Origin of the sequence: Microbulbifer agarilyticus (assembly GCF_001999945.1) — a bacterium.
Taxonomy (GTDB): Bacteria; Pseudomonadota; Gammaproteobacteria; order Pseudomonadales; family Cellvibrionaceae; genus Microbulbifer; species Microbulbifer agarilyticus_A.
The window spans coordinates 3,149,201-3,174,950 of sequence record NZ_CP019650.1; the positions used below are offsets into that span (position 1 = coordinate 3,149,201).

Sequence of the window (25,750 nt, forward strand, 5' to 3'; positions counted from 1 at the left end):
CAGGTATATAAAGTGAAGGCTTATTCATGGGATGCGTTTGCGTATTTTAGTACGGCATCAACAATAGGCTGATTAGCATCGGGAAAGTGATATTCAGGCAGTTCACTCACAGGAACCCAGGCAAGCTCTTGCCCTTCGACGCCACGCTCCTTGCCAGCAAACTCGGTCACACACCAGGTATCCAGAAACACCTGCTTATCGCCGTAATCGTGCCGGACCTCGATTAGAGGCTCCATTGCCTTTACTTCAATATCTAGCTCTTCTTTCAGCTCACGTGCCATGGCCACCTGAATAGATTCATTGCCCTCGACCTTGCCACCGGGAAACTCCCAGCGGCCGCCCATGTGCAGGTGCTCCGGACGCTTGGCCAATAGAATGCGGCCGTCAGCGCCGAGAATCACTCCAACCGCGACATGAATATGCTTGATTGCAGAGCCGCCCATCAGGTGCGGTACTCCGCATTGATGGTGACGTACTCGTGAGAAAAGTCGCACGTCCAGATATGCTCGTTGACATTGCCGCGCTGCAAATCAACGGAAATTGTAAACTCCGCCTGTTCAAAAACTTTCTGCCCGGCATCCTCGGTATAACTCGACGCCCGCCCGCCGGCATCGACGATTTGCACATTGTCGAGATACACACTGATCTTGCTGGTATCCAGATCTGTTGCACCGGCATTGCCAATCGCCATTACCAGCCGCCCCCAGTTGGGGTCCGACGCGTACAGCGCAGTTTTCACCAGCGGCGATTCACCGATCTCAAACGCCATACTCAGTGCCTCTTCAGAGCTGGCGGCGTTATTCACTTGCACGGTAACGAACTTGGTCGCGCCCTCACCATCCTTAACGATGGCCTGAGCAAGCTCGATATGTACACCAATGATGGCTGCTTTAAGCTGTGCATAAGCATCACTGTGCGTATCCGCAACTTCCGGGCCGGTGGCACCACTGGCAATCAACACACAGGCATCGTTTGTAGAGGTGTCCCCGTCCACACTGATGCGGTTAAACGACGCCGCAACAGCTTCCTGCACCAGCGAATCCAGCACATCTTGCGGAATACGCGCATCGGTGGCGACATAGGCGAGCATGGTCGCCATATTTGGCTGGATCATGCCGGCGCCTTTGGCGATGCCGACAATGGAAATCTTCTCTCCGGCGATTGTCACCGAGCGGCTTGCGGTTTTCGGGCGGGTATCCGTGGTCATGATCGCCGCGGCCGCACTTTCCCAACCATCCGGCCGCAGCTGTGCCGCGGCCGAGGGAATCGCACTCAAAATATTTTGTACCGGCAGATGCTCACCGATAACACCAGTGCTGAATGGCAGTACTTGCTGCGCACTGACACCAAGCGCCTCGGCGACACCCGCACAGCAGCGGTTAGCATCCAGCAACCCTTGCTCTCCCGTCGCCGCGTTGGCATTGCCGGCGTTAATTAGCAGAGCGCGAATGCCGCCCTGCTGGATATGCTCTTTCGCAACCAATACCGGGGCCGCACAAAACGCATTCTGGGTAAAGGTTGCGGATACGGCGGCGCCTTCCGCAATGTCTATCAACAGCAAGTCATCGCGCTGCCAGTCTTTGACCTTGGCGGGAACGGCGGCAAGACGGATGCCGGGAATCGAAGGGAAGGGCTGCGCCATACGGATACGTCCTTGAACATTCACGATTTAAGCGCAGATTATAAAGAAAAAGGCCCGCTGGTAAGAGCGGGCCTTTCAATAAGACAGTCACAAGACTGATCTAAATAGTCAGATTCGACTTCAGGAAGTGGTTGAAGACGATGAAGGAGAAGAAGTCAGTTTGCCGTGGCACTGCTTGTACTTCTTGCCAGAGCCACATGGGCATGGGTCGTTGCGGCCAACACGCGGACCGCGACGTACCGGCTCCGAATTCGGCTGCGCAGGTGCCGGGGCAACTTCCTCACCTTCCGGCATGGCGGAAGCCTGTGCGTGTTGCAGTTCCAGCTGCTGGCGACGCTGCGCTTCCAGGCGGCGCTGCTCCATTTCTTCCATCTGCTCACGGGTCATCGGCTCAACGTGGGCCAGTACGCGAATCACCTCATGTTTGAGGTTTTCCAGCAGCGCCTGGAACAGCTCGAAAGACTCGCGCTTGAATTCCTGCTTGGGATTTTTGTTGGCATAGGCGCGCAGACCGATACCCGCACGCAGGTGATCCATGCTGGAAAGATGCTCCTTCCACAGCTGGTCCAGGACCTGCAGCATCACTTGGCGCTCAATGGTGGGCATCAGGTTTTCATCGCCGGTACTCTCGGCGATACGCTCCAGCTTCTGCTGGTATACACCTTGCGCTTCCGCAACGATTTTTTCGCGCAGACTTTCCTCATGCAGCGTACGATCTTCGTCCAACCATTGCTTGATTGGCAGTTGCAGGCCCAGTTCAGAAGCCAACTGCTGCTCCAGAGCCGGAATGTCCCACTGCTCTTCCACGCTCTGCGGCGGTACATAGGTGGAGATCTGATCGTTCAGCACATCGTCACGGATCGCAGTGATGGTTTCGCTGATGGTTTCGGCTTCCAGCAACTCATTGCGCTGGGAGTAAATTACCTGACGCTGGTCATTGGCCACATCATCGTATTCCAGCAGCTGCTTACGAATATCGAAGTTGCGGCCTTCTACACGACGCTGCGCCTTTTCGATGGCATTGGAGACCATGCGGTGCTCAATCGCTTCACCGCGCTCCATACCCAGCATCTGCATGAAGTTCTTCACCCGGTCGGAGGCGAAGATACGCATCAGGTTGTCTTCCAAAGACAGATAGAAACGCGTCACACCGGGGTCACCCTGACGACCCGCACGACCACGCAACTGGTTGTCGATACGACGAGACTCGTGGCGCTCGGTACCGATAATGTGCAGGCCACCGGCCTCAATTACGGTCTCGTGACGGGATGCCCAATCCGCTTTGACCTTATCGATCTCTTCCGCGGTTGCTTCACGCTTCTCGCGTTCCTGAAGCTCCTCGACTTCCGCTTCCCAGTTACCACCGAGCACAATATCGGTACCACGACCGGCCATGTTGGTGGCGATGGTAACGGTGCCCGGGCGACCGGCCTGGGCAATGATCTGTGCTTCTTTTTCGTGGAATTTGGCGTTCAGTACCTGGTGCTCGATCTTGGCCTTTTGCAGCAGACGCGACATTTCTTCGGACGTCTCGATAGACGCGGTACCAACCAGGATCGGCGCCTTCTTGTCGCGGCAGTACTTGATGTCCTCGATGATCGCTTCGAGCTTTTCATCTTTGGTGAGGTACACCAAGTCGTTCAGGTCGTCACGCTGCTTCTCGCGGTTGGTGGGGATAACCACCACATCCAGACCGTAGATCTGGTGAAATTCAAACGCTTCGGTATCTGCAGTACCGGTCATACCCGCTAGTTTGGGGTAGAAGCGGAACAGGTTCTGGAAGGTGGTGGAGGCCAGGGTCTGGCTCTCGCTCTGAATCTGAACATTCTCTTTTGCTTCGAGCGCCTGATGCAGGCCCTCGGACAGGCGACGCCCCGGCATGGTGCGGCCGGTATGCTCGTCGATCAACACCACTTGGCCGTTCTGCACGATGTAATCCACATCTTTGTTGAACAGCACGTGCGCGCGCAGTGCGGCGTTGACGTGATGCAGCAGCCCCAGGTTGCCCGGCGCATACAGGGATTCGTCTTCTTTCAACAGACCGCCGCGGGTAAGCAGGTCTTCGATCAACTGGTGGCCGTCTTCGGTCATCTCTACCTGGCGGGTTTTCTCATCCACCGTGTAGTGACCTTCGCCACCCTCTTCACCGCGCTCCAGCTGCGGTACCAGCTTGTTCATGGCCATATACAGCTGGGAGGAATCTTCCGCCGCACCGGAGATGATCAACGGGGTACGCGCCTCGTCGATCAGGATGGAGTCCACCTCATCCACAATCGCGAAGTTCTGCGGGCGCTGGGTGCGGTCTTCCTTACGCAGCACCATGTTGTCGCGCAGGTAGTCAAAACCAAACTCGTTGTTGGTGCCGTAGGTGATGTCCGCCTGGTAGGCCGCCTGCTTTTCCGCCGGGTGCTGCTGGGAAACCACAATGCCCACGCTCAGCCCCAGGAATTCGTACACTGGACGCATCCAGTTGGCGTCACGGGCAGCCAGATAGTCGTTCACCGTGACGATATGTACGCCTTTACCTTCCAAAGCATTCAGGTACGCCGGCAGGGTTGCTACCAGGGTCTTACCCTCACCGGTACGCATTTCAGCGATCCGACCTTCGTGCAGGGTCATACCACCAATCATCTGTACGTCGAAGTGGCGCATGCCCAGCGAACGTGAGCCGGCTTCTCGCACGGCAGCAAACGCTTCCGGCAGCAGGCTATCCAGTTTTTCGCCATCTGCCAGGCGCTGTCTAAACTCATCCGTCTTGGCTTTCAGCGCAGCATCATCCAGCGCCTTATATTCGTCTTCCAGCGCATTGATCTTGTTAACGACCTTACGCATGCGCTTGAGCTCGCGGTCATTTTTTGACCCGAAGACTGTTTTTATCAGTTTGCCAATCATTATTCAGAAACCACATTAATGCTGATTATGCCCGCAGGACCACTCGTGACGGTGCTGCGCGGAAAGGGTGCAAGTAAACAGGAAGGCGCCAGACGCCGCAACAGTCTTGCCCGGTGTTTGGGTTAAAGTTGCGGGCGCCAATACGGGATTACAAGGGTCCCGTTGCGCAATGATAGAGGATAGTTGTTATCTGCCGGTGCGGCGGATGTAGCTGGCAGGGTCGACCGGACGGTCGTTCTTGTAGACTTCAAAATGTACGTGAGGGCCAGTGGAGCGACCACTGGAACCCATCAGGGCAATCACCTGGCCCTTTTTCACGATATCACCCAGTTTGACCTTGATCTCACTGTTGTGACCATAGCGGGTTTTATAGCCGTTGCCGTGGTTAATCTCCACTAGCTGACCATAGCCGTAGCGGTCTTCTGCCCAGGTCACCACACCGGCGGCCACGGAAACCACATCAGAGCCACGCTTGCCGGCAAAGTCCACACCCTTATGCCAGGAGCGGCGGCCACTGAAAGGGTCGGTACGGTAGCCGTAGCGCGATGACATCCAGCCACGAGTGATGGGGCGGCCGGCGATAAACTGCTCATCCTGCAGCTGTTGACGGCTCATCAGGCTATCGAGGGTCTGCAACTGCATCTGGCGGTCTTCAATCTGATCCGACAGGTCGCCGATCACCTCGAGGAATTCTGGGGGATGGTAGGGCAGATCACCCGCACCAGCGATACCCGACTCCTCGGGACCGCCGACCGCAGGGGTAGCGCCAAACTGGAATTCACCCTCATCGAGCTTTGCAATGGTGGTCAGTCGCTCACCCAGAGCGTCCAGACGGGTCAGACGCCCCTGCAACTCTGCAAGTTTCACGGTAAGCGCAGTCAATTGCTCGCGCGCCTGCTGATCTGCATCAGAGATTTGATCCTGCTGCTTACGCAGGGCCTTGTTCCACGCTTTCACCGCACGCGAATCGAAGACGTCGGATTCAGTGGCAGGTAAGTTTGCACCAATGAAAAATGCGCCAACAGGAAGCCCCAACAGGCACAGACCGAGCAAAGCTTTGCTCAGGCCGCCGAAGTTGAAGCTGCGGGAGACACCGCCGCGATCGTTGACGAGGATAACTTTCATAGCAAGCGTGTAAGGTTTGCGACACATTGTTGTTGTAATGATTCAGTCACTAGCAGTTACCTAAGCGGATCAAATCGCCCTGATCCAATGGTTTCACTTCTGCTGTAACCGGGACTGTCGCATCCTGCTATGTCCCAAGGCCATCCTCAATGGCAAGTTGCCGACCAATGTATCACGTACTGGCGGCTTAAAAAGCGTAGTGGCGCAGAAACCTTCCGGCACCAACACACAAAAAAGCCGGCAATTTTCGTGCCGGCTTTCTCGCTACGCGCCTCTTACACAGCCAGAATCGGCTTGACGTAAGAAATTGGCGCTTCTTCCTGTTCACCCTCGAAGGTCACCATTTCCCAGGCGTCTTCCTGAGCCATCAGGGTGCGCAGGGACTTGTTGTTCAATGCGTGGCCAGATTTGAAGGCCTTGAACTCACCAATAACGCTCGTACCCAACAGGTACAAGTCGCCGATGGCGTCGAGAATTTTGTGCTTTACGAATTCGTCTTCGTAGCGCAGACCGCCCTCATTCAGGATACGGTACTGGTCAATAACAATGGCGTTATCAACGCTACCACCCTGTACCAGGCCTTTAGAGCGCAGGTACTCAATCTCGTGCATAAAGCCAAAGGTACGTGCACGGCTCACTTCCTTAACAAAGGATGTGCTGGAGAAATCGACCGCTGAGGTCAGATTGCGTCCTTGGAATACCGGGTGGTCAAAATCAATAGTGAAGGAAACCTTGAAGCCGTTGAATGGCAGGAAGCTCGCGACCTTGTCGCCTTCCTCAACGGTTACTGGCTTCTTGATCCGCAGGAACTTTTTCGGAGCAGCCTGCTCCTGGATACCTGCAGACTGGATCAGGAATACGAAAGGACCGGCGCTGCCGTCCATGATCGGCACTTCCTGGGCAGACAGTTCGACAATCGCATTGTCGATACCCAGGCCCGCCATTGCGGAAAGCAGGTGCTCAACGGTAGCAACACGCACATCACCCTTCACCAAGGTGGTGGAAAGCAGGGTATCACCCACGTTTTCCGCACGTGCTTCAATCTCAACCACCGGGTCCAGGTCGACCCGACGGAAAACGATACCACTGTTCACCGGCGCCGGTTTCAGGGTCAAAATCACCTTTTTACCGGTATGCAGGCCAACGCCAGTAGCACGAATTGCGTTTTTGAGAGTGCGCTGTTTGATCATCTATATCTAGGTTCCCAATCGGTGAGCGGCACACGAGCCGCAGCGAGCCGGCGATAGTAACAGAAAATCTACGCCAAAACTACAGAAACCCCTTCGGTCATCTCTGCGTTTACGGCACGATATTTCCGCCCTAATAAGGTTAAGCATAGCCTAGCGCGAAGACTCCAACGCCAAACCAGTACACAATATCGCCAATAATTGTACGCTCTCGCCGAAAAAACGGCCAAATAGAACCTACTGGTCACCAATCTCTCTTTTATCGGTGTGTAATCTTTCCTCTATCAATCAACGCTTCCTTGCATCGTACAACTCGTTATTTCATCCCTGTTCAATCGCCGCCAGCGCACTGCGCTGACGGGCTCCGGGTGACAGGCCCCGTTCTTTCAAGTCCTGTCACCCTCGCCAGAGCGGGCGAAAGCCCGGAGTTTCACCGGGCGAGGACATGAGCAAATGCCGCCCCTACTCTGGGGAGCCCGCTCGACTTAGTCGGCCTGTCGACGCAAGAACGCGGGAATATCCAGATACTCCATGTCCTGATCGGAAGGATTGATCGGAGGCAGGCTGCGCTTGCGCTCACCTTCGGCGCGTGGCGCAGAGGGAACCTCTTTGGACTCGCGGGTCGCGTCAGCAGTTGCGGCAGGACGCGCAGCTTCACGCGGCTCCTGGCGACGAGTGTTGTCGACCACCTTGGTCGGACGCGCGACTTGCGCAGACGCTTCACCAAGCCCAGCGGCGACTACGGTCACCCGCATCTCGTCACCCAGCTTGTCATCTACGGCGGTACCGATTACCACGGTCGCGTCATCGGAAGCGATTTCCTGCACGATCTGACCCACTTCGGAGTACTCACCCAGGGTCAGCTCCTGACAGCCAGCATCTTCGCTACCGGTAATGATGTTTACCAGGATTCCGCGAGCGCCCTGCAGGTTTACGTTATCCAGCAGCGGGCTACGCACCGCTTTTTCCGCCGCTTCACGAGCGCGGTTTTCACCGACAGCCGCACCGGACCCCATCATCGCCATACCCATTTCGGACATAACGGTGCGCACATCGGCGAAATCCACGTTCATGATCCCTGGACGAATCATCAGATCCGCGATGCCCTGGACTGCGCCCAGCAGCACGTTGTCGGCTTCCTTATAGGCGGCCTTCATGGTGATCTTGTTACCGAGTACTTCCAGCAGGCGATCATTGGGAATGGTGATCAGCGAGTCGACCTTGTCGCGCAGCTCGAGGATGCCCTCTTCCGCAACTGTGGTGCGCTTGCGACCTTCAATCATGAAAGGACGCGTAACCACCGCAACAGTAAGAATACCCAGATCCTTGGCAATCTCTGCCACGATCGGTGCACCACCAGTACCGGTACCACCGCCCATACCGGCAGTAATGAATACCATATCGGCACCAGTCAGCACTTCGGCGATGCGTTCGCGATCTTCCAGCGCGGACTGACGGCCCACCTCTGGATTTGCACCGGCACCCAGTCCGCGGGTAATGGTGTTACCCAGCTGCAGAATGGTTTGCGCTTCTACATCTTTCAACGCCTGGGCATCGGTGTTGGCGCAGATGAAATCCACACCATCGACTTCGCTGGCGATCATGTGCTTCACGGCGTTGCCGCCGCCACCTCCCACACCGATCACCTTGATGACAGGCTTATCCTGTACGCTATCTACGAGTTCGAACATTGCTGTTCCCCTTTTTTGCTCATGTCTAAATTTAATTATCGATCCCGGTAATTATTTTTTGCTTCAGAGGTTGCCTCTGAACCAGTGTTTAACCTTGTCCCACCACTGGTTTTCACTGTGCTTCACTCTGGACTGTCCGCCCTTGTTTTCTTCGGACTGGATTGCATACATCAGCAAGCCCACACCCGTGGAATAAATCGGGTTACTCACGATATCCGTAAGACCCGCGATCCCCTGAGGTATGGCGAGACGCACCGGCATATGGAAAATCTCTTCAGCCAGCTCTACTGCGCCTTCCATCTTCGACGAGCCGCCGGTGAGCACGATGCCCGCCGCACACAAATCTTCAAAGCCACTGCGGCGCAGTTCGGCCTGTACCAGAGTGAACAGTTCGTCGTAACGCGGCTCAACCACTTCGGCGAGCGCCTGTCGAGACAGGTCCCGAGGTGCGCGGTCACCGACACTCGGCACCTTGATGGTCTCGCCTTCACGGGCGAGTTTCGCCAGCGCACAGGCGTATTTGATTTTCAGATCTTCTGCATGCGGCGTTGGCGTACGCAAGGCCATGGCGATATCGTTAGTAACCTGATCCCCGGCAATCGGAATCACACCGGTGTGTCGAATGGAGCCACCGGTAAACACCGCGATATCCGTGGTACCACCACCGATATCAACCATGCATACACCCAACTCCTTCTCGTCGTCGGTCAATACCGCATAGCTCGAAGCCAATTGCTCAAGAATGATGTCTTCCACTTCCAGGCCACAGCGACGAATACACTTCTCGATATTCTGCGCCGCGTTAACCGCGCCACTCACCAGATGCACCTTGGCTTCCAAGCGAACACCAGACATTCCCAGCGGTTCCTTTACACCTTCCTGATTATCAATCAGGTATTCCTGCGGCAGGGTATGCAATATTTTCTGGTCGGCAGGAATCGCCACGGCACGGGCGGCGTCGATCACCCGGTCCAGGTCCTGCTGTGTCACTTCACGATCCTTGATCGCAACAATGCCGTGCGAATTCAGGCTGCGAATATGGCTACCGGCAATACCCGCATACACCGAATGGATCTCACAGCCGGCCATCAGTTCGGCCTCTTCCACAGCGCGCTGAATCGACTGCACTGTGGACTCAATATTCACCACCACGCCCCGCTTCATACCTGTGGAGCGGTGAGAGCCGATACCGACAATATTCAATTCGCCGTCACCGGAGACTTCGCCGACGATCGCAACTACCTTGGACGTACCGATATCCAGCCCGACGATCATGCGTGGTTCAGAGGATTGTGTCATTGGATTTTCAACCTCGCGAGACGCTGTGCCGATCCGCATTTTGAATGCCAGATCAGGACGAAGCCTCGCTCTTTATCTACCTATTTTGTTGTCAGTTCTTCGCTTCTTCCATTTCTTTCCATTGCACCGCAACTGCGTTGTTATAACGGGCATCCACGCCCGCAATTTTTTGCAGATGCGGCGCCAGCACGCCGCGCGTCAAGCTAAGGAAACGGCCAACGCGCTCCAACAGCTCATCATGGCCAAGCTGCAGGCGGATACCGCTCACCAGCTCTAGCTGCCATCCCGCCAAGTCATCAAATGACAAGCGGCGCACTTCCATATCTTTGGTGGTCAACAGTCCGGCCAACGCCTGATACTGCATCATTATTCGATCCACCAGATCCGCGTCTCCTGCCAGTTCCGGCAAACGCAAATCACGTAAATTTTCTGGCCGCGGCAACAGTGCACCACTGGCCACCAACAGGTGATCGCCACCCCAAATCGCCAGGGGCTCGGCCTCCTCGATGACAACCTCAACCCCATGTGGCCAACGCCGACTAACCGAAGCATTTACGATCCACGGGTCATCCATCAGCGCAGTGCGCACCCCATCAATATCTAAGGCAAAGAAGCCGTTGCGCAGGTGCGGAAGCAGTATGTCCTCCACCGCTTTTTCACTCACTGCTCGAAACGGTGCTTTTACCCGCACATTAACCAGCGCCTCTTCCCGACTCGGTGCCACACTGGGCGCCTGCTGCCAAAGCCAGTGCGCGGTATATCCGAGTCCAGACGCGACCACTACCAGCAAGCCAATCATAGCGGCGATGCGCAACACACCAGGCGATGACTCCTGGTCAGGGTCCGGCAATGCACGCGCGCCACGTACCGGTTTCTTTCCTTTCTTTGGCTTCGCGACTTTATCGCGCGATGCTTTTTTGTTTGTAGCCACGGCTGGGAGTCACCGCATTTCTTGTTTATTCACAGTTTTTTACTTGGTGCTCTTCGCACTCTACTTGTCACCAAGACGCCATTCGGACAGTTGCTGGGCGAGGCCGCCAACGTTGCCGGCACCCTGAGTCAGAACGATGTCCCCAGGTTCCAGTAAATCCGCAAGGATCGGCGGCACCTGATCAACTTTTTCTACAAAAATCGGATCGACCTGACCGCGGTTACGGATACTGCGTGCCAGGGTTCGACCGTCCGCGCCTGGGATCACCGCCTCGCCCGCGCTATATACATCCAGCAGGACCAGTTTGTCGACCTCGGATAGCACCTGCACAAAATCTTCGAACAAATCCCGGGTACGGGTATAACGATGTGGTTGATACACCATTACCAGGCGGCGTTCCGGCCAGCCGTCGCGCACGGTTTTAACCGTCGCCGCCACCTCGCGTGGGTGGTGGCCGTAGTCATCCACCAGCATGACTTTTGGCGCTTGCCGATCGTCACTGACCGGATACTCGCCGAAAATCTGAAAGCGTCGACCCACACCCTGAAAGCCTTTCAGGCCCTCGCGAATAGCACTATCGCTCACCCCCTCTTCCGTGGCCACGGCGATCGCGGCGGTGGCATTCAGCACATTGTGGATACCGGGCACATTCACACAAACGTCAATGACGCTGCCATCCGGGCGCTGCACATCGAAAAAGCTGCGCAGTGGCTCCTGCCGCACATTGCTGATCCGGAAGTCGTTGCCCTCTTCAAAGCCGTAGGTCGCTACCGGCCGGGCCAACTTGGGGATAATTTCTTGCACATTGGCATCGTCACCGCACATCACCGCCAGGCCGTAAAACGGCAGGTTGTGGATAAAGTCGATGAAAATCTGCTTCACTTTTTCAAAGTCGCCACCATAGGTTTCCATATGGTCGGCGTCGATATTGGTCACCACGGTAACCATGGGCTGCAGGTGCAGGAAAGACGCATCGCTTTCGTCTGCTTCAGCAACGAGGTATCGACTCTCACCCAAGGCCGCATTGGCACCAGCACTATTCACCAGTCCGCCAATCACAAACGTCGGATCCTTCTCATCGGCGGCGAATATCGACGCGATCAGACTGGTAGTAGTGGTCTTGCCATGGGTACCCGCCACCGCGATGCCATAGCGATAACGCATGAGCTCACCCAGCATCTCCGCACGGCGCACCACTGGAATACGATTTTCTCGCGCGGCGGTTAATTCTGGGTTATCTCCGTAAATTGCCGAGGAGTTCACCACAACATCGACATCGCGGACATTCTCTTCGGTGTGGCCGATCTGCACTTTCACACCCAGGTTACGTAGGCGCTCGGTAACCTTACTCTCGCGCAAGTCGGAACCAGACACCTCATAGCCCTGATTTTGTAAAACTTCCGCAATACCGCTCATGCCGGCACCGCCAACACCGATAAAATGGATGCGGCGAATACGGCGCATACCCGGAACTTGATAGTTGCGTTCACCTGATGGGGTCATTACGTTTCCTGACTCGGCGCTTTGGGTTAAATCGTCAGACATCTCAGCACCTCAATTCTTCACTGCACACGGCCAACACTCGGTCGGTCGCATCCGGCCTGGCCACTCGGCGCGCAGCCTCGGCCATAGCCAATAATTTTTTCGGATCGGCGAACAGGCTTTCCAGCAGTTGCGCCAGTTGTGATGCATCAAGATCATCTTGCTGAATCACTTTTGCGGCGCCCGCCTGCTGCAGCCATTCACCGTTCTTCGTTTGGTGGTCGTCAATCGCAAACGGAAACGGCACCATGATCGCGCCTAATCCGGCAGCGGCGATCTCTGAGACAGTCAACGCACCGGAGCGACAAATCACCAGGTCTGCCTGACTGTAAGCGGTTGCCATATCGGCAATAAACGGCACCACATTCGCGGAAACACCGGCGCGCTCATAGGCTTCTTTCGCCACATCCAGATGCCGCTGTCCCGCCTGATGTACAACCTGTGGGCGCTGCTTTTCGGCAATTTTGGCCAGCGCCTTGGGCACCAGTTCATTAATAGCAACCGCGCCAAGACTGCCACCAAGTACCAATAGCCGCGGTGGCTGCACCGTACCCACACGCTTCGCAGGCGCCGGCAGCTGGGAAATTTCCACCCTGACTGGATTGCCGACTTCTTCAGCCCTGGGCAAACCACTGGGAAATGCCTCAAGCACACGGCGCGCAATTTTTGCCAATAAGCGGTTGGTGGTCCCGGCTACGGCATTCTGCTCGTGAATGATCAGCGGCACACCGGCGAGCTTCGCCGCCACTCCACCCGGCCCGGTGGCAAAACCACCGAAACCCAGCACAGCATCGGGCTTCACTTCACTAACCACTTTACGCGCCTGCCATACCGCCTTGCTGATCTGCAAAGGCGCTTTTAACAGCGCTGCCTTGCCCTTTCCGCGCACCCCTTCCACTGTAATAAAGTGCAAAGGAATATCGGCGGCAGGGATCAACTGCGATTCAATACCGCGCATGGTGCCGAGCCACTCGATAGAAGCACCCTGCTCCCGCAGTGCGTTGGCCACCGCCAGCGCCGGGAACACATGACCTCCGGTACCACCCGCCATCATCAAAATTTTCTTACCGGCAAAGCGCTTAGTCGCAACTGTCGTATCCATTACGCCGCCTCCCCGGATTTTCTATCGCCCAATTGCAGGGGGTTGAAAATCGGCAACTGGCTGATTTTCTCAATACGCCCCTGATCCTGGCCTTCTTCGCTGTTCAATTCTTTCTGCGCGCGCAGCGCCAGGGCAAACAGGCCAAAACACACCACCAGGCTGGAACCACCGGAACTTACAAATGGCAAGGTCAGCCCCTTGGTTGGCAACAGACCTGAGGCTACCCCCATATTTACAAAGGCTTGCCCCGCCAGCAGCACCGCAATACCGAAGGTAAGCAGAGCGGTAAAGTACGCCTGTTTAGCCAGCGCCTTACGCACCAATCGCAACAGGGACCAGGTCAGAGCTGCATACAAACCAATAACCAGCAGGCCGCCAACCAAGCCCCATTCCTCCGCCAGAATCGCAAATACAAAATCCGTATGCGCCTCCGGCAGATAAAACAATTTCTGCACGCTGTTACCCAGGCCGACGCCAAACCATTCACCTCGACCAAATGCGATTAGCGACTGCGTCAACTGGTAGCCCGCCGCATACTGTTCTGCCCAGGGGTCCCAGAAAGTTGTCAATCGCTGCAAGCGGTAAGGGCTGAAAATCGCCATCATCACCAGGCCGCAAGCGGCAACCGCCACCAGCATAAAGGTATGTGGTAAGCGGGCACCGGCCAGAAAAACCATTGCCAGGGCAGTACCCGAGATAACCACCACCGACCCAAAGTCGGGCTCAAGTAGTAGCAGCAGAGCTACAATACCCAGCACCGAAATCGGTACCATAAAACTGGTCCAGTGGCGCAGCTTTTCATGGCGCCGGGTCAGGAAACTCGCAAAAAACACCAGACAGCAGAACTTGGCAACTTCCGCGGGCTGCACCGTGATTGGCCCCAGGGCAATCCAGCGCATACTGCCGTTCACCGCGCGCCCCACTCCGGGAATAAGCACCGCTACCAGCATAGCCACCGCAAAAATCAACAGCGTCCAGGACAGGTTCGACCAGGTATTGAGCGAGATCCGGCTCAAGATCAACGCACCCACAACACCGGCGGCCAAAAACACCAAATGGCGCTTGAGGAAATACCACTGGTCGTTATATAGGTCCGCCGCAAATGCGACCGATGCCGAGGCGACCATCACCACACCAATACTCGCCAACGCTGCTACGCAAAAAGGCAGCACCCAGGCATATGGGTCTATTTGCTGGTTCGCCGCGTTCAGAGGCAACTTGCTCATTGCCGCGCCTCCCTGTCCGCATCGCCACCAGACACAAGTTCTTCCACTGCCTGACGAAAAGCTTCGCCGCGCACTTCGAAGTTGCGATACATATCAAAACTGGCACAGGCTGGAGACAGCAGCACGAAATCGCCCGATTGCGCCATCGCCCGTGCTTTCGTCACCGCATCAGCCATATCAGTCGCTGCTACCTGCTGTACGCCATCGGTGAACACGCTGGCGATTTTCGGGCCATCCACACCGATAGTAACCAAGCCGCGCAGCGCACTTAGCGCTTGGCCCAGGGGCGAGAAATCCGCTCCCTTACCGTCGCCACCAGCAATCAACACAATTTTGTGTTCGCCATCCGCGAGTCCGTCCAGCGCGGCACGGGTAGCGCCAACATTGGTGCCTTTGGAGTCGTTGACGAATACAACACCATGCATATCACCGACCCGCTCGCAGCGATGGGTCAGGCCGGTAAAGTGGCGAAGCACCTGCAACATTGCAGGCATTTCCATACCTACCACATTTCCCAGCGCCAGCGCGGCCAGTGCATTCGCAATGTTGTGGCTGCCCACCATTGCCATTTCGTCGGTACGCAATAATTTTTCGGCGCCCTGCGCAAGCCACTGGCCTGCGCCGTCGCGAATAACTCCAAACTGACGCAGGTCCGGACGGTCGAGTCCAAAGCTCCACTCCACCCGATCCTTACCCAGCGGGCCGCGGGTCAGCGGGTCCGCGCGGTTGATCACCAACTGCTGGGCATGGCGGTATACGCGCTGCTTCGCCTGGTGGTACGCGGCCATACTCGGATAGCGATCCATATGATCCGCGCTCATATTCAGGATGGTCGCCACATCCGGAGCCAGAGAGTAGGTGGTCTCCAGCTGGAAACTGGACAACTCCAACACAAACACGTCCGGCATCTTCGATGCGCACTGCGCCAGCAGGTCGAGGACCGGCACACCGATATTGCCACCCACTTCGACATTGAATCCGGCTGCAGAGACCATTTCCCCCATAAGGGTGGTAACAGTGCTTTTACCGTTGGAGCCGGTAATCGCAATAATTTTGGGGCGCACTTCAAGACGATTTAGTTCGCGCGCGAACAACTCTATATCGCCGACAACCGGGACACCTTCGGCCATGGCAGCAGCAATCGCGGGTTCTGCGACGCCCACACCGGGGCTGACAATAATTTCACTGGCGGCGAGCAAGGTGTCCGGATTCAGCGGACCGCATTCGACGGCCACATCCGGATACTCGGCGCAAAACTGTTCCAGCGCCGGCGGCGCCTCACGGCTATCAACAACAACAGGAGAAATTCCCTGGCGCAGCAGAAAACGCACCACCGATTGCCCGGTAGCACCCAATCCGATCACCACTTTTTTCTCTGACGTTGCGATAAGATTCATTGTCAATTTATGTTTCTATTTGTCCCTAGTTATCCCTAGTCCCTGATCAGCGCAGCTTGAGCGTGGCCAGACCGGCCAACACCAAGACCACCGTAATAATCCAAAAACGTACAATCACTCGGGGCTCCGGCCAACCTTTCAATTCGAAATGATGGTGCAGCGGGGCCATACGGAAAATTCGCTTACCGGTCAGCTTGAACGATGCGACCTGCAGGATGACCGATACTGTTTCCATCACAAACACGCCACCCATGATGAACAGCACAATCTCGTGACGGGTAATGACCGCGATGATGCCGAGCGCAGCACCCAGCGCCAACGCACCCACATCGCCCATAAATACTTGTGCGGGATAGGTGTTAAACCACAAAAAGCCTAACCCTGCGCCACCCAGCGCGGCACAAAACACAGCTAGTTCACCAGCGCCAGCGATATAGGGAATATGCAGATAATTGGCAAATTCCACATGGCCGACCAGGTAAGCAATCAGACCCAGTGCACCACCCACCATGACCGATGGCATAATCGCCAGGCCATCAAGTCCATCGGTAAGATTGACCGCATTACTGGAACCTACCACTACGAAATAGGTGAGCAGGATAAACATCACCGGACCCAGGTTAATCGCGACGTCTTTGAAGAACGGCACAAACAATTGCGTTTCCGCAGGTGTCGTCGCACTCATATACAAGTAAATGGCAGCACCCAGACCCGCCACCGATTGCCAGAGGTACTTCCAGCGCGCGATCAGACCACGTGAATTTTTCTCAACGACTTTCTTGTAGTCGTCCACAAATCCAACGGCGCCAAACACAAAGGTCACCAGCAGAGTCACCCATACCAGGCGGTTACTCAGATCGGACCACAGCAAGGCACCAGAAAAAATTGCTGCAAGGATCAAAGTGCCGCCCATGGTCGGGGTGCCCGATTTACTCAGGTGAGACTGGGGGCCATCATCGCGCACCGCCTGCCCGACCTGTAAACGGTCCAGCCAGGAAATCATCCGCGGGCCTACCAACAGCGAAATCCCCAGTGCTGTCAGCGCACCGAGAATGGCGCGCACAGTAAGGTAGTTAAAGACCGTAAAACCCTTAACGTACTGTTGTAAATATTCAGCCAGCCATAGCAGCATGGTGTTAACCTTTTATTGATTTCCGTCAGTCAGCGCTTGCACGATCAGTTCCATGCGCGCACTGCGGGAACCTTTCACCAGCACAGTGGTGTTTTCATCAAGCTCCGGCGCGAGCACCTTAATCAGGGATTCGCGTTCGGAGAAATTACGTTGTTCATGTTGATGGCCCGCGGCAAACGCCACGCTGGCCGCCCCACTCAAACTTCCCAGAGTGAACAGCTGATCGATCCCACGCTCGCGAGCGAGCAATCCCATATCACGATGGGCGCTATCCGCCTCAGGCCCCAGCTCAGCCATATCGCCCAACACCAAGATCTTTTGGCCATCGCGCTGGGCGAGCATTTCAATTGCGGCACTCACCGACCCCGGGTTGGCGTTGTAGCTATCATCAATAACAGTGGCGCCATTACTCCCAGGGAGAGACTGCATACGCCCCGCCACACCACTGGAAACACCGAGTCCCGTTGCGATTTCAGCGACTGGAAGTCCCGCAGCATGCGCAATGCCAGAAGCAACCAGTGCGTTATGTACGTTGTGTTCCCCCAGCACCTGCAGCTGTACCGGATGGGAAACACCCTCTACAACGAGATCAAACTTCGGGCAACCGCGAGAATCCAATTCGATATTGTCTGGGTGCACCGCCCACTGGTGGCCAAACCCCACATCCAGGGTGCGCACATCTTCAGGCATTTCGCCACGCCAGTAATCCGCATAATTGTCATCTGCGTTAATCACTGCCGCGCTACCGGGCTCAAGGCTGGTGTAGATCTGCCCCTTGGCAGTTGCAATACCATCCACCGAGCCAAAGCCTTCCACATGCGCAGGCATGACGTTGTTTACTGCGGTGATATTTGGGTTGGCAATGCTGCACAAATAGCCGATTTCATTCGGCCCGCTCGCACCCATCTCCACAATCAATACGTCATTTTCAGGCGCCAGGGAAAACAGGGTCATCGGCACGCCAAAATGATTATTCAGGTTTCCCTGAGTCACACACACGTTATGACGCTGTCCGAAAATACCCGCGAGCATTTCTTTCACCGTGGTTTTGCCGCAAGAACCAGTGATACCGATAACCGGCCCACTAAACTGCTCACGACACAGGCGAGCAATCTGCCCCAGGGCAACGTTCGTATCGTTTACCAGCCACTGCGGCAGCGAAGACTTCTCCAGTCGTTTCTCGGACACGATTCCGAGTACCTTGCCGTCCACATTGGCCAGAAAGTCGTGGGCGTCAAAGGTCTCCCCTCGCAGGGCGACAAACAGGGCACCGGCGTCGAGCTTGCGGGTATCGGTACACACCGCGTCAAATTGCACCGAGCCATTAACCAGCTCGCCACCAAATCGTTGCTGCAACTGCTCGAGGGTCAGCGGTGCAATCATGATTCACTCCCTGCGGTCTGCCCGGCAGCTCTCTCAAGCAGCGCACTGGCCGCCTGTTCGCGATCACAGAAATGCAATTTTTCGTCGCCGACCAGCTGATAGTCTTCGTGCCCTTTGCCCGCAATCAATACGGTGTCGCCAGGGCCAGCATTGGCGACTGCAAAAGCAATCGCTTCAGCGCGATCTGCTTTCACTACACATTTCTGGTCGTCCACGCCCTGCAAAATATCGTCGATAATTTTTTGCGGGTCCTCGCCACGCGGGTTGTCACTCGTCACCACAGGACAATCCGACAGCTCAACCGCGATGCGGCCCATCGGCGCACGCTTGCCGGTGTCACGATCACCACCGCAACCAAACACACACCACAATTTGCCACGACAATAGGGCCGCGCAGCTTCCAGCGCTGCACGCAGTGCGTCCGGCGTATGGGCATAGTCCACCAAGACACTAATGTCTTCGTTTTCACCTGTGACGACACGCTCCATGCGACCAGGCACCGAGCGAATAGTTTCAAAGGCCGCGAGAATGTCAGCCAGGGGCATACCTGCTGAACCCGCTGCTGCGACAACGGCGAGCGCATTGTGAATATTGAAGTCCCCAATGAGCGGCGCCTTCAACTCTCCTTCACCCCAAGGCGTAATAACGCGTACTGAGAAGCCGCTATCCAGACGCTTCAAGTCACGAATTTGCAGGTCTCCGGACTGTAAGCCGTAGGTAGTTACTCTCAAACCACGCAATTTGCAGCGCTCAACCATTTGCGCACCAAATGGGTCATCAATATTGATCACCCCGCGCTTCAGCTTGGGCAGCCCAAACAACTTTTCTTTGGCAGCACCGTAGGCCGCCATATTGCCGTGATAATCCAGGTGATCACGGGTCAGATTGGTAAATACCGCTGTATCGAATTCCAATCCATGCACCCGCCCCTGCGCCAGAGAGTGGGAAGAAACTTCCATAGCACCGGCGCGCGCACCCTGTGCATAAAAGTCCGCATAATCTTTTTGCAGTCGCACCGGATCGGGAGTGGTCAGGCCCGTATCTTCCAGATGAACTTCACCATCCTTCCACACACCGTTACCGATCGTGCCCATAACCGCGGCACTGCCAAAGTGGGCGGCGAGTAATTGTGCAGTCAAATACGCACAAGTGGATTTACCGTTCGTTCCGGTAATACCCACCAGATACATTTCTGCGCTTGGATTACCGTAAAAGCGCGCGGCGATTTCACCCACGCGCGCAGCCAGGCCCGGCACGGTAATGACCTGCACACCATCCCGTTCAGCGCTATCTAGCGTCTCGTCATCAGCGAGCACCGCGGCAGCGCCATTCGCGATCGCGCTATCTATATATTCGCGACCATCCACTACGGTGCCGCGAAGGGCCATAAACACGTCACCGGACTTCACTTGTCGGCTATCCAGGGCGACGCCGCTCACCGAAATATCTGGAATACCGGCATATCCGGGCACCAGCGTCGCCAGCGATACATGGCGCGCGTTATCTGTATTCGTTGGGTTGCGCTGGGTCACGATGTTGTACCTCTTTCGTCCAGCTGCTTCGCCAGCTGCTTATCAGCGGGCGGAATATGTTCAGGCGGCACCTGCAGCAAACGCATGGCACCAGTCATCACTTTGCCAAAAACAGGCGCTGCCACCTCACCGCCGTAATACTTGGTATTGGTGGGATCATCGATCACTACCACCGCAGCGAGGCGCGGATTATCCACAGGCACGAAGCCGGCAAACACAGAGCGGTAGCGATTATCGACATAACCTTCGCGCCCCACCTTGTGCACGGTGCCGGTCTTGCCCGCGACACGATAACCATCCACAGACGCGTGTTTGCCCGTGCCTTCAGGGCCAATCACGGTCTCGAGCATTGCGGCAACTTGGCCCGCGAGCTCAGCATCGACAACGCTTTCTGCTGGAGTATTTTTGGCAGCCGTTTTTCCCTGCTCCAAAATCAGCGAAACCGGGCGTTTTAGCCCGGCGTTTGCGACGACACTGTAGGCCTGAGCCAATTGCACCGCATTCACTGTTAAACCGTAGCCGAACGCAAAGTTCGCTAGCTCAATGGGATGCCATCGATCCCTGGTTGGCAGTATTCCCGGGGCCTCTCCGGGGAACCCACTGCCAACTGCTTCGCCCAGCCCCAAGCGGTAAAAAAGCCCCCGCAAGTTTTCAGGCTCCAAATCCATCGCTACCTTGGTGATACCCACCTGACTCGACTTGGTGATCACCTTGGTCAAGTCAATCTCGCCGTAGTTCACCGGGTCGAGCAACGTCTTCCCGGGCAAACGGATGTATCCCGGGCTCGTATTGATGCGGGTATTTGGCTGCCAGCGACCGGTCTCCAATGCCGCCAGTGCGGTCAGAGGCTTGATCGTCGAGCCAGGTTCGAACTGATCGATCAGCGCGCGGTTACGCATTGCGGCAGCTTTCACCCCGGCGCGGTTGTTGGGGTTAAAAGACGGCTGATTTGCCATCGCCAGCACGTCGCCGGATTGGGTATCGAGGATCACCATGTAACCGGACGCGGCACCGTTTTCCGCAACTGCTTTTTTCAATTCGCGATACGCGAGGTATTGCAGGCGCATATCAATGGTGAGCTGCAGATCGCGGCCCGGGCGCGCCTCTTGCTGGACTGCCAGATCGCGCACTACGCGCCCCTTGAGGTCCTTCATCACCTGGCGCTTGCCTGGCTCACCCGCCAGGGACTGCTCATAGGCCAGCTCAAGCCCTTCCTGGCCTAAATCGTCGATATTAGTAAAGCCCAGCAGTTGGGCAGTGACTTCACCCGCCGGATAAAAGCGCCGATACTCTTTCTTGCTGTACACCCCGGCCAGATCCAGAGACAGCACCTTTTGCGCGCCCTCGGGGGTCATGTGGCGGCGCAGGTACATAAACCCTTTATTGCGATACTTGTTCAGGCGCTCTGCGAGGCGGGCCGGTGGCGTACCAAGTGCCGATGCAAGTAGACGTAACTGATCCGCGCTGGTTTCTTTTAATAGCTGAGGGTTTGCCCAGATGGTGTGCACCGGCGTACTCACCGCCAGCAACTCGCCATTACGGTCCAGAATACTGCCTCGATAGGCGGCTATTTCTTCGGTGCGAATGGTACGTGCGCGCCCCTGGTCCTGCAGGAAGCGGTATCCCTTATCCTGCTGAGGCAACACTTGCAGTCCGGCCAAGTGAACCACCAGGGCAGCGGCAAGCAGGCACAGCAAACCGGCCACTAGCGCGAAGCGCCAGCGGGCAATACCCGGCTGTTGTTGCTGCTTTTTCACGGCACCCATAATGGAGACCTTTCCCCTGACCCTATTTTTCTTTTCTGCTGCTTTGGCTCTGCGATTTCCGCGCTACCCCAAAACACATTCCCGACGATCTAATTCTTAGACACCAACACCCGCTCGGAGGGACCCGGCGCGTGCATTTCAAGCTTTTCTTTTGCGACCTGCTCAATTCGGCTGTAAGCAGACCAGGCACCGCGCTCCAGCAGTAAACGCTCCTGCTCATAGCGCAGCTCATCCCGATAGCGCTGCGCCTGCTCCAGCTGAGCGGTCAATACCCGACTCTGGTGCGTGGTGTGCACCACCCCCAGGGCAGATGCCATTACCAGCCCCCACAACACAAACAACCACAGCTTCTTTGTTGCCATTTATTGCGCCCGATCCGGCAACCGCTCAGCTACCCGCATCACCGCACTTCTTGAGCGAACGTTCTCACCGACCTCTTGGGCTTCCGCCTTGACCGCCTTGCCTACAGAGCGCAGGGTCTTGTTGATCTGACTTTCCATTACCGGCAACCCGCGTGGTAACTGCGGCCCTTTTTCTTGCTCGCGAATAAAACGCTTCACGATGCGATCTTCCAGTGAGTGGAAGCTAATAATGACCAGACGCCCACCGGGCTTTAACAGCTGCAGCGACTTGTCCAGCGCCTGATAGAGGTCATCCAACTCACCATTTATATATATCCGTATTGCCTGGAATACGCGCGTGGCTGGGTGCTTACCCTTTTCCCAGGCGGGGTTTGCCGCCTTCACCACCTCAGCCAGATCAAGCGTGCGCTCAAATGGCTTTTCAACCCGACGCTTGGCAATGGCCGCCGACATACGGCGCGCAAAACGCTCTTCTCCGTACTCTTTAAACACCCGCGCCATTTCAGACTCGGATTCCGTATTGACCCAGTCGGCGGCACTCACACCGCGACTGGTATCCATACGCATATCCAGCGGCCCATCCTGCATAAAGCTGAATCCGCGTTCGGCCTGGTCCAGCTGTGGTGAGGAGACCCCCAGGTCCAGCAAGATGCCGGAGACCTGCCCCACCTTTCCTGCGGCCGCCTCATCCATATCGGCAAAAGAGCCATGCCAGATCGCAAACCGCGGTTCACCAGCAAAACGTTCGCCCGCGAACGCGATGGCTTGTGGATCCTTATCCACCGCCAGCAGGCTACCGGCCTCTCCGAGCTGCTCCAGCACCAGTGCACTGTGACCACCACGGCCGAAAGTGCCGTCTATATAAAAGCCGTCGGGGTCCACCACCAGGGCGTCCACAGCCTCGCGTAACAACACACTGCGATGCAGATCCTGGGACACCCCTTTCTCCTGCGTTTGGTTAAATTCGTTTACAGGGAGAGTGAAGCCATCTCTTCGGGCATCTCACCATCCCCTTCGCTGTCGTCGAGCCAATGCATCCAGCGGTCTTCGCTCCACAACTCCAATTTCTTGCCCTGCCCCACCAGCATCAGCTTTTTCTCAAGCCCGGCGTACTCGCGCAGGGTGGGAGGAATCAGTACCCGGCCATTGGCGTCAACCTGCAGCTCGCAGGCATAGCCGATCAACAGCCGCTGGGCGCGACGCGCCACTTTATTGAAACTGGACAGCGCCTCAATCTTTGGAAGAATTTCGCGCCACTGTGCATCAGGATAGACGAGTAAGCAGCGCTCTTCCGTATGCGCCGTCACAACCAGACGACCATCACAATCTTCCAGCAGCGAGTCTCTTACTCGCGCCGGAATCGCCAGACGCCCCTTGGCATCCATATTGATTGCGTGGCTACCCAGATACATGAATCTGCCGCTACTCAGTTTTTCACTTTAAATGCACAATTTTTAATCAAAAAGTAGATAAACCGCCCTGTGTGACTAGCGAATGTGGGTAAACAACCACTCACAACCACCAAGACCCCACAATCACCCACAATTTTCCACTTTTCTCCACCTACGACACTATAAATCTGAGCGGAGCAAAGTCAAGGAAATCGAGGGGAGAAAAGTAGAAAGGGCCCAGTAATTTCGCGGGCTACAGGCGAAGTGGTCACATTTTCGGCACATGCAAGGGGGCACAAAAGAACTGCAAAGCAAGCACTTACTCTGCCAACCTAACAAACCACTTTAACTTCGCGCCAAAGCGCCATGACAGACATAAAAAATCGCAGATGTGAGCAGGCACTTACAGTGATCAAAGCAACGGGAATAGCTTCTAGAGGATTTTCGCGCCGAGCAATGATTTTTCCGTCACGCATTGGGATCATTCACACGGCCAGAGACCCACAGGTCGAGACCGCCCATCAGACCCAACCAGACAAATAGAACCTAGAGGCATATAAAAATCAGCTTTTATTATTTTTAATACCGGTTGAGTCGCTGTAGCTTTGCCATATCCAATTTTCAGCAGGAATTCTTCAGCATGGGCCTTTCAGCAGGACTGAGCACGCAAAGCGCCGCCGCCCGCACCTTCCATCACGGTGCCGATCTGGACGCACTCAACCAGCGCTTCAAAGGCAGCAAGCCCAGTGAAATCATGGAGTTCACTATCGCCGAGGCGCAAAACCCGGTGGTGTTCACCAACTTTCGCCCCCTGGCAATAGCATTTCTGCACCTGGTCACCCGTGCCAAGCCGGACATCCCTGTTATCTGGGTGGATCACGGCTACAACACGCCGGAAACCTATCGCCACATCGAAAAGGTCATCAAGCTACTCAACCTGAACCTGTACACCTATTCACCAAAAATGTCCGCGGCACATTACAACGCGGTGCATGGGGGTATTCCGCCACTGGACACCCCGGAGCACGACTTCTTCTCGCGCACTGTAAAACTCGAACCGTTCAACCGCGCTATGGAAGAACTCAAGCCGGATGTGTGGCTGAACGGCATCCGCCACGATCAAAATGCGCACCGCAAGGGTCTGGATGTGTTTACCAAGGGCAACCATGGCACCATTCGCGTAGCCCCCATGTTCCACCTCAAGGAAATTGATGTGGAAGAGTACGTGTACGAGAACGACCTGCCTGATAATGATGTGTACTTTGATCCCACCAAGGGCGAAGAGCACCGGGAGTGCGGACTGTTACTGCAGAAGTAAGCAGTTAGCAGAAGTAAGTACCTAGCGGGAGGAGGGTTCCCCACCCTCCTTCTAAAACAAGATTCATTAACCCCTAATACTCAAATCCCTAGTACTCAGGAAGACATAAACCTCTCCAAAGCGCCACGGGAAATCAGCAGTTTTACATTGTCGATAATAGAAACGCGCTCCGCTGGCAGGCTCAACGCCAATTGCACAGCTGAACTGGCCAGATGCATACACACAAATAAAAACTCGTGCAGTGCCGGCCAGTTTTTCTCGGGAAACAAGTCGCGGCAGAAGGCAAATACCTGCTCGGCGTTAAAGCGACTATCCTCGATATCCAGATCCTGCAACGACTTATCCGCGGCGGCACTCACTAGAAGGTCGCGAAATACCGGCTCGCATTCATAGAAGGCAAAAAACTGGTCGAGCAGCTGGTGCAACCTGGCCACACAATCGTCGAGATCACGTACTGGCTCGGCGACGGTACTGCCAAGTGTCCCGCGAAACTCCTCCATATACCGGCGCGCCAGCGCCTCGATAATCGCCGTTTTATTGGGGAAATATTGATACATGGAGCCCGCTGTGACCCCAGCGCGCGCCGCAATATCCTGAACCTTCAGCCCGGCACTCCCCCGCTCGACAATCAACTCCTTGCACGCCTGCAAAATGGCGTCGACCCGAGCACGGCTGCGGCTCTGGCGGGGTGCACGCACCTCGTTACGGCTAACTAGCTGCCCCTCCGGACCGGACTTTTCGACACGCTTTGACATTTGGGCTCTCACTGCTCGACACGGCGTATCATACCGGATAAAAACCTTAAATTTATTCAGATTTATTGACAGGTCTG

21 protein-coding genes are annotated in these 25,750 nt (G+C 55.9%); 1 reads left to right on the forward strand and 20 read right to left on the reverse strand.

Annotation, left to right across the window (positions count from 1 at the left end; genetic code table 11):
* Positions 1-20: 20 nt before the first annotated feature.
* The 19 genes from mutT to mraZ all read right to left on the reverse strand — a co-directional run bounded on the left by mutT (position 21) and on the right by mraZ (position 23,621).
* Complete coding sequence (gene mutT / locus Mag101_RS13140) at positions 21-443, reverse strand: 8-oxo-dGTP diphosphatase MutT (RefSeq protein WP_077405858.1); 423 nt, start codon at positions 441-443, stop codon at positions 21-23.
* Positions 443-1,642 (reverse strand): bifunctional glutamate N-acetyltransferase/amino-acid acetyltransferase ArgJ, encoded by a 1,200-nt coding sequence (gene argJ / locus Mag101_RS13145; protein WP_077405860.1) that lies wholly within the window; start codon positions 1,640-1,642, stop codon positions 443-445. The genes mutT and argJ overlap by 1 nt, the downstream gene beginning before the upstream one ends.
* 120 nt (positions 1,643-1,762) lie before the next feature.
* On the reverse strand, positions 1,763-4,534 hold the full coding sequence (secA, locus tag Mag101_RS13150; protein ID WP_077405863.1) for a preprotein translocase subunit SecA: 2,772 nt from the start codon (positions 4,532-4,534) through the stop codon (positions 1,763-1,765).
* Positions 4,535-4,720: 186 nt separating this feature from the next.
* Complete coding sequence (locus Mag101_RS13155) at positions 4,721-5,659, reverse strand: M23 family metallopeptidase (protein ID WP_077405866.1); 939 nt, start codon at positions 5,657-5,659, stop codon at positions 4,721-4,723.
* Between the two features lie 275 nt (positions 5,660-5,934).
* Entirely contained in the window at positions 5,935-6,849 is a 915-nt protein-coding gene (lpxC, locus tag Mag101_RS13160; protein ID WP_010132544.1) for a UDP-3-O-acyl-N-acetylglucosamine deacetylase, read from the reverse strand.
* Between the two features lie 482 nt (positions 6,850-7,331).
* Positions 7,332-8,537 (reverse strand): cell division protein FtsZ, encoded by a 1,206-nt coding sequence (gene ftsZ, locus Mag101_RS13165; protein ID WP_077405869.1) that lies wholly within the window; start codon positions 8,535-8,537, stop codon positions 7,332-7,334.
* Positions 8,538-8,600: 63 nt separating this feature from the next.
* Entirely contained in the window at positions 8,601-9,836 is a 1,236-nt protein-coding gene (gene ftsA, locus Mag101_RS13170; RefSeq protein WP_077408317.1) for a cell division protein FtsA, read from the reverse strand.
* 91 nt (positions 9,837-9,927) lie between these two features.
* A complete protein-coding gene (locus tag Mag101_RS13175) occupies positions 9,928-10,767 on the reverse strand; it encodes a cell division protein FtsQ/DivIB (RefSeq protein ID WP_077405872.1) in 840 nt (279 codons plus the stop codon).
* Between the two features lie 60 nt (positions 10,768-10,827).
* Entirely contained in the window at positions 10,828-12,270 is a 1,443-nt protein-coding gene (murC, locus tag Mag101_RS13180; protein WP_077405875.1) for a UDP-N-acetylmuramate--L-alanine ligase, read from the reverse strand.
* A gap of 43 nt (positions 12,271-12,313) precedes the next feature.
* Positions 12,314-13,411: an undecaprenyldiphospho-muramoylpentapeptide beta-N-acetylglucosaminyltransferase gene (murG, locus tag Mag101_RS13185; protein WP_077405878.1), complete on the reverse strand. Its 1,098-nt coding sequence runs from the start codon at positions 13,409-13,411 to the stop codon at positions 12,314-12,316.
* Positions 13,411-14,637, reverse strand: a complete 1,227-nt coding sequence (ftsW, locus tag Mag101_RS13190) for a putative lipid II flippase FtsW (RefSeq protein WP_077405881.1) — start codon at positions 14,635-14,637, stop codon at positions 13,411-13,413. Before ftsW ends, murG begins: the two co-directional genes overlap by 1 nt.
* Positions 14,634-16,034: a UDP-N-acetylmuramoyl-L-alanine--D-glutamate ligase gene (murD, locus tag Mag101_RS13195; RefSeq protein ID WP_077405883.1), complete on the reverse strand. Its 1,401-nt coding sequence runs from the start codon at positions 16,032-16,034 to the stop codon at positions 14,634-14,636. The genes ftsW and murD overlap by 4 nt, the downstream gene beginning before the upstream one ends.
* Before the next feature lie 46 nt (positions 16,035-16,080).
* Positions 16,081-17,166: a phospho-N-acetylmuramoyl-pentapeptide-transferase gene (gene mraY, locus Mag101_RS13200; RefSeq protein WP_077405886.1), complete on the reverse strand. Its 1,086-nt coding sequence runs from the start codon at positions 17,164-17,166 to the stop codon at positions 16,081-16,083.
* A 12-nt stretch (positions 17,167-17,178) separates the two neighbouring features.
* Entirely contained in the window at positions 17,179-18,549 is a 1,371-nt protein-coding gene (locus tag Mag101_RS13205) for a UDP-N-acetylmuramoyl-tripeptide--D-alanyl-D-alanine ligase (RefSeq protein WP_077405889.1), read from the reverse strand.
* Positions 18,546-20,081: a UDP-N-acetylmuramoyl-L-alanyl-D-glutamate--2,6-diaminopimelate ligase gene (locus tag Mag101_RS13210; protein WP_077405892.1), complete on the reverse strand. Its 1,536-nt coding sequence runs from the start codon at positions 20,079-20,081 to the stop codon at positions 18,546-18,548. Before Mag101_RS13210 ends, Mag101_RS13205 begins: the two co-directional genes overlap by 4 nt.
* The gene (locus tag Mag101_RS13215) at positions 20,078-21,847 is read right to left on the reverse strand and encodes a peptidoglycan D,D-transpeptidase FtsI family protein (RefSeq protein WP_077405895.1); all 1,770 of its coding nucleotides are present in this window, start codon (positions 21,845-21,847) and stop codon (positions 20,078-20,080) included. Before Mag101_RS13215 ends, Mag101_RS13210 begins: the two co-directional genes overlap by 4 nt.
* A gap of 89 nt (positions 21,848-21,936) precedes the next feature.
* Positions 21,937-22,209 carry a cell division protein FtsL gene (gene ftsL / locus Mag101_RS13220; protein ID WP_077405898.1) on the reverse strand — a complete coding sequence of 91 codons (273 nt, stop codon included), beginning with the start codon at positions 22,207-22,209 and terminating at the stop codon, positions 21,937-21,939.
* Positions 22,210-23,148 (reverse strand): 16S rRNA (cytosine(1402)-N(4))-methyltransferase RsmH, encoded by a 939-nt coding sequence (rsmH, locus tag Mag101_RS13225; RefSeq protein ID WP_077405901.1) that lies wholly within the window; start codon positions 23,146-23,148, stop codon positions 22,210-22,212.
* A 29-nt stretch (positions 23,149-23,177) separates the two neighbouring features.
* On the reverse strand, positions 23,178-23,621 hold the full coding sequence (mraZ, locus tag Mag101_RS13230; protein WP_010132529.1) for a division/cell wall cluster transcriptional repressor MraZ: 444 nt from the start codon (positions 23,619-23,621) through the stop codon (positions 23,178-23,180).
* A gap of 619 nt (positions 23,622-24,240) precedes the next feature.
* Between mraZ and Mag101_RS13235 the strand changes: the two genes are divergently transcribed.
* Positions 24,241-24,918, forward strand: coding sequence for a phosphoadenosine phosphosulfate reductase family protein (locus Mag101_RS13235; protein WP_198039990.1), 678 nt, complete (start codon positions 24,241-24,243; stop codon positions 24,916-24,918).
* Positions 24,919-25,013: 95 nt separating this feature from the next.
* Here Mag101_RS13235 and Mag101_RS13240 read toward each other — a convergent pair whose 3' ends face one another.
* Positions 25,014-25,673, reverse strand: a complete 660-nt coding sequence (locus tag Mag101_RS13240; RefSeq protein WP_077405904.1) for a TetR/AcrR family transcriptional regulator — start codon at positions 25,671-25,673, stop codon at positions 25,014-25,016.
* Between the last annotated feature and the right edge of the window lie 77 nt (positions 25,674-25,750).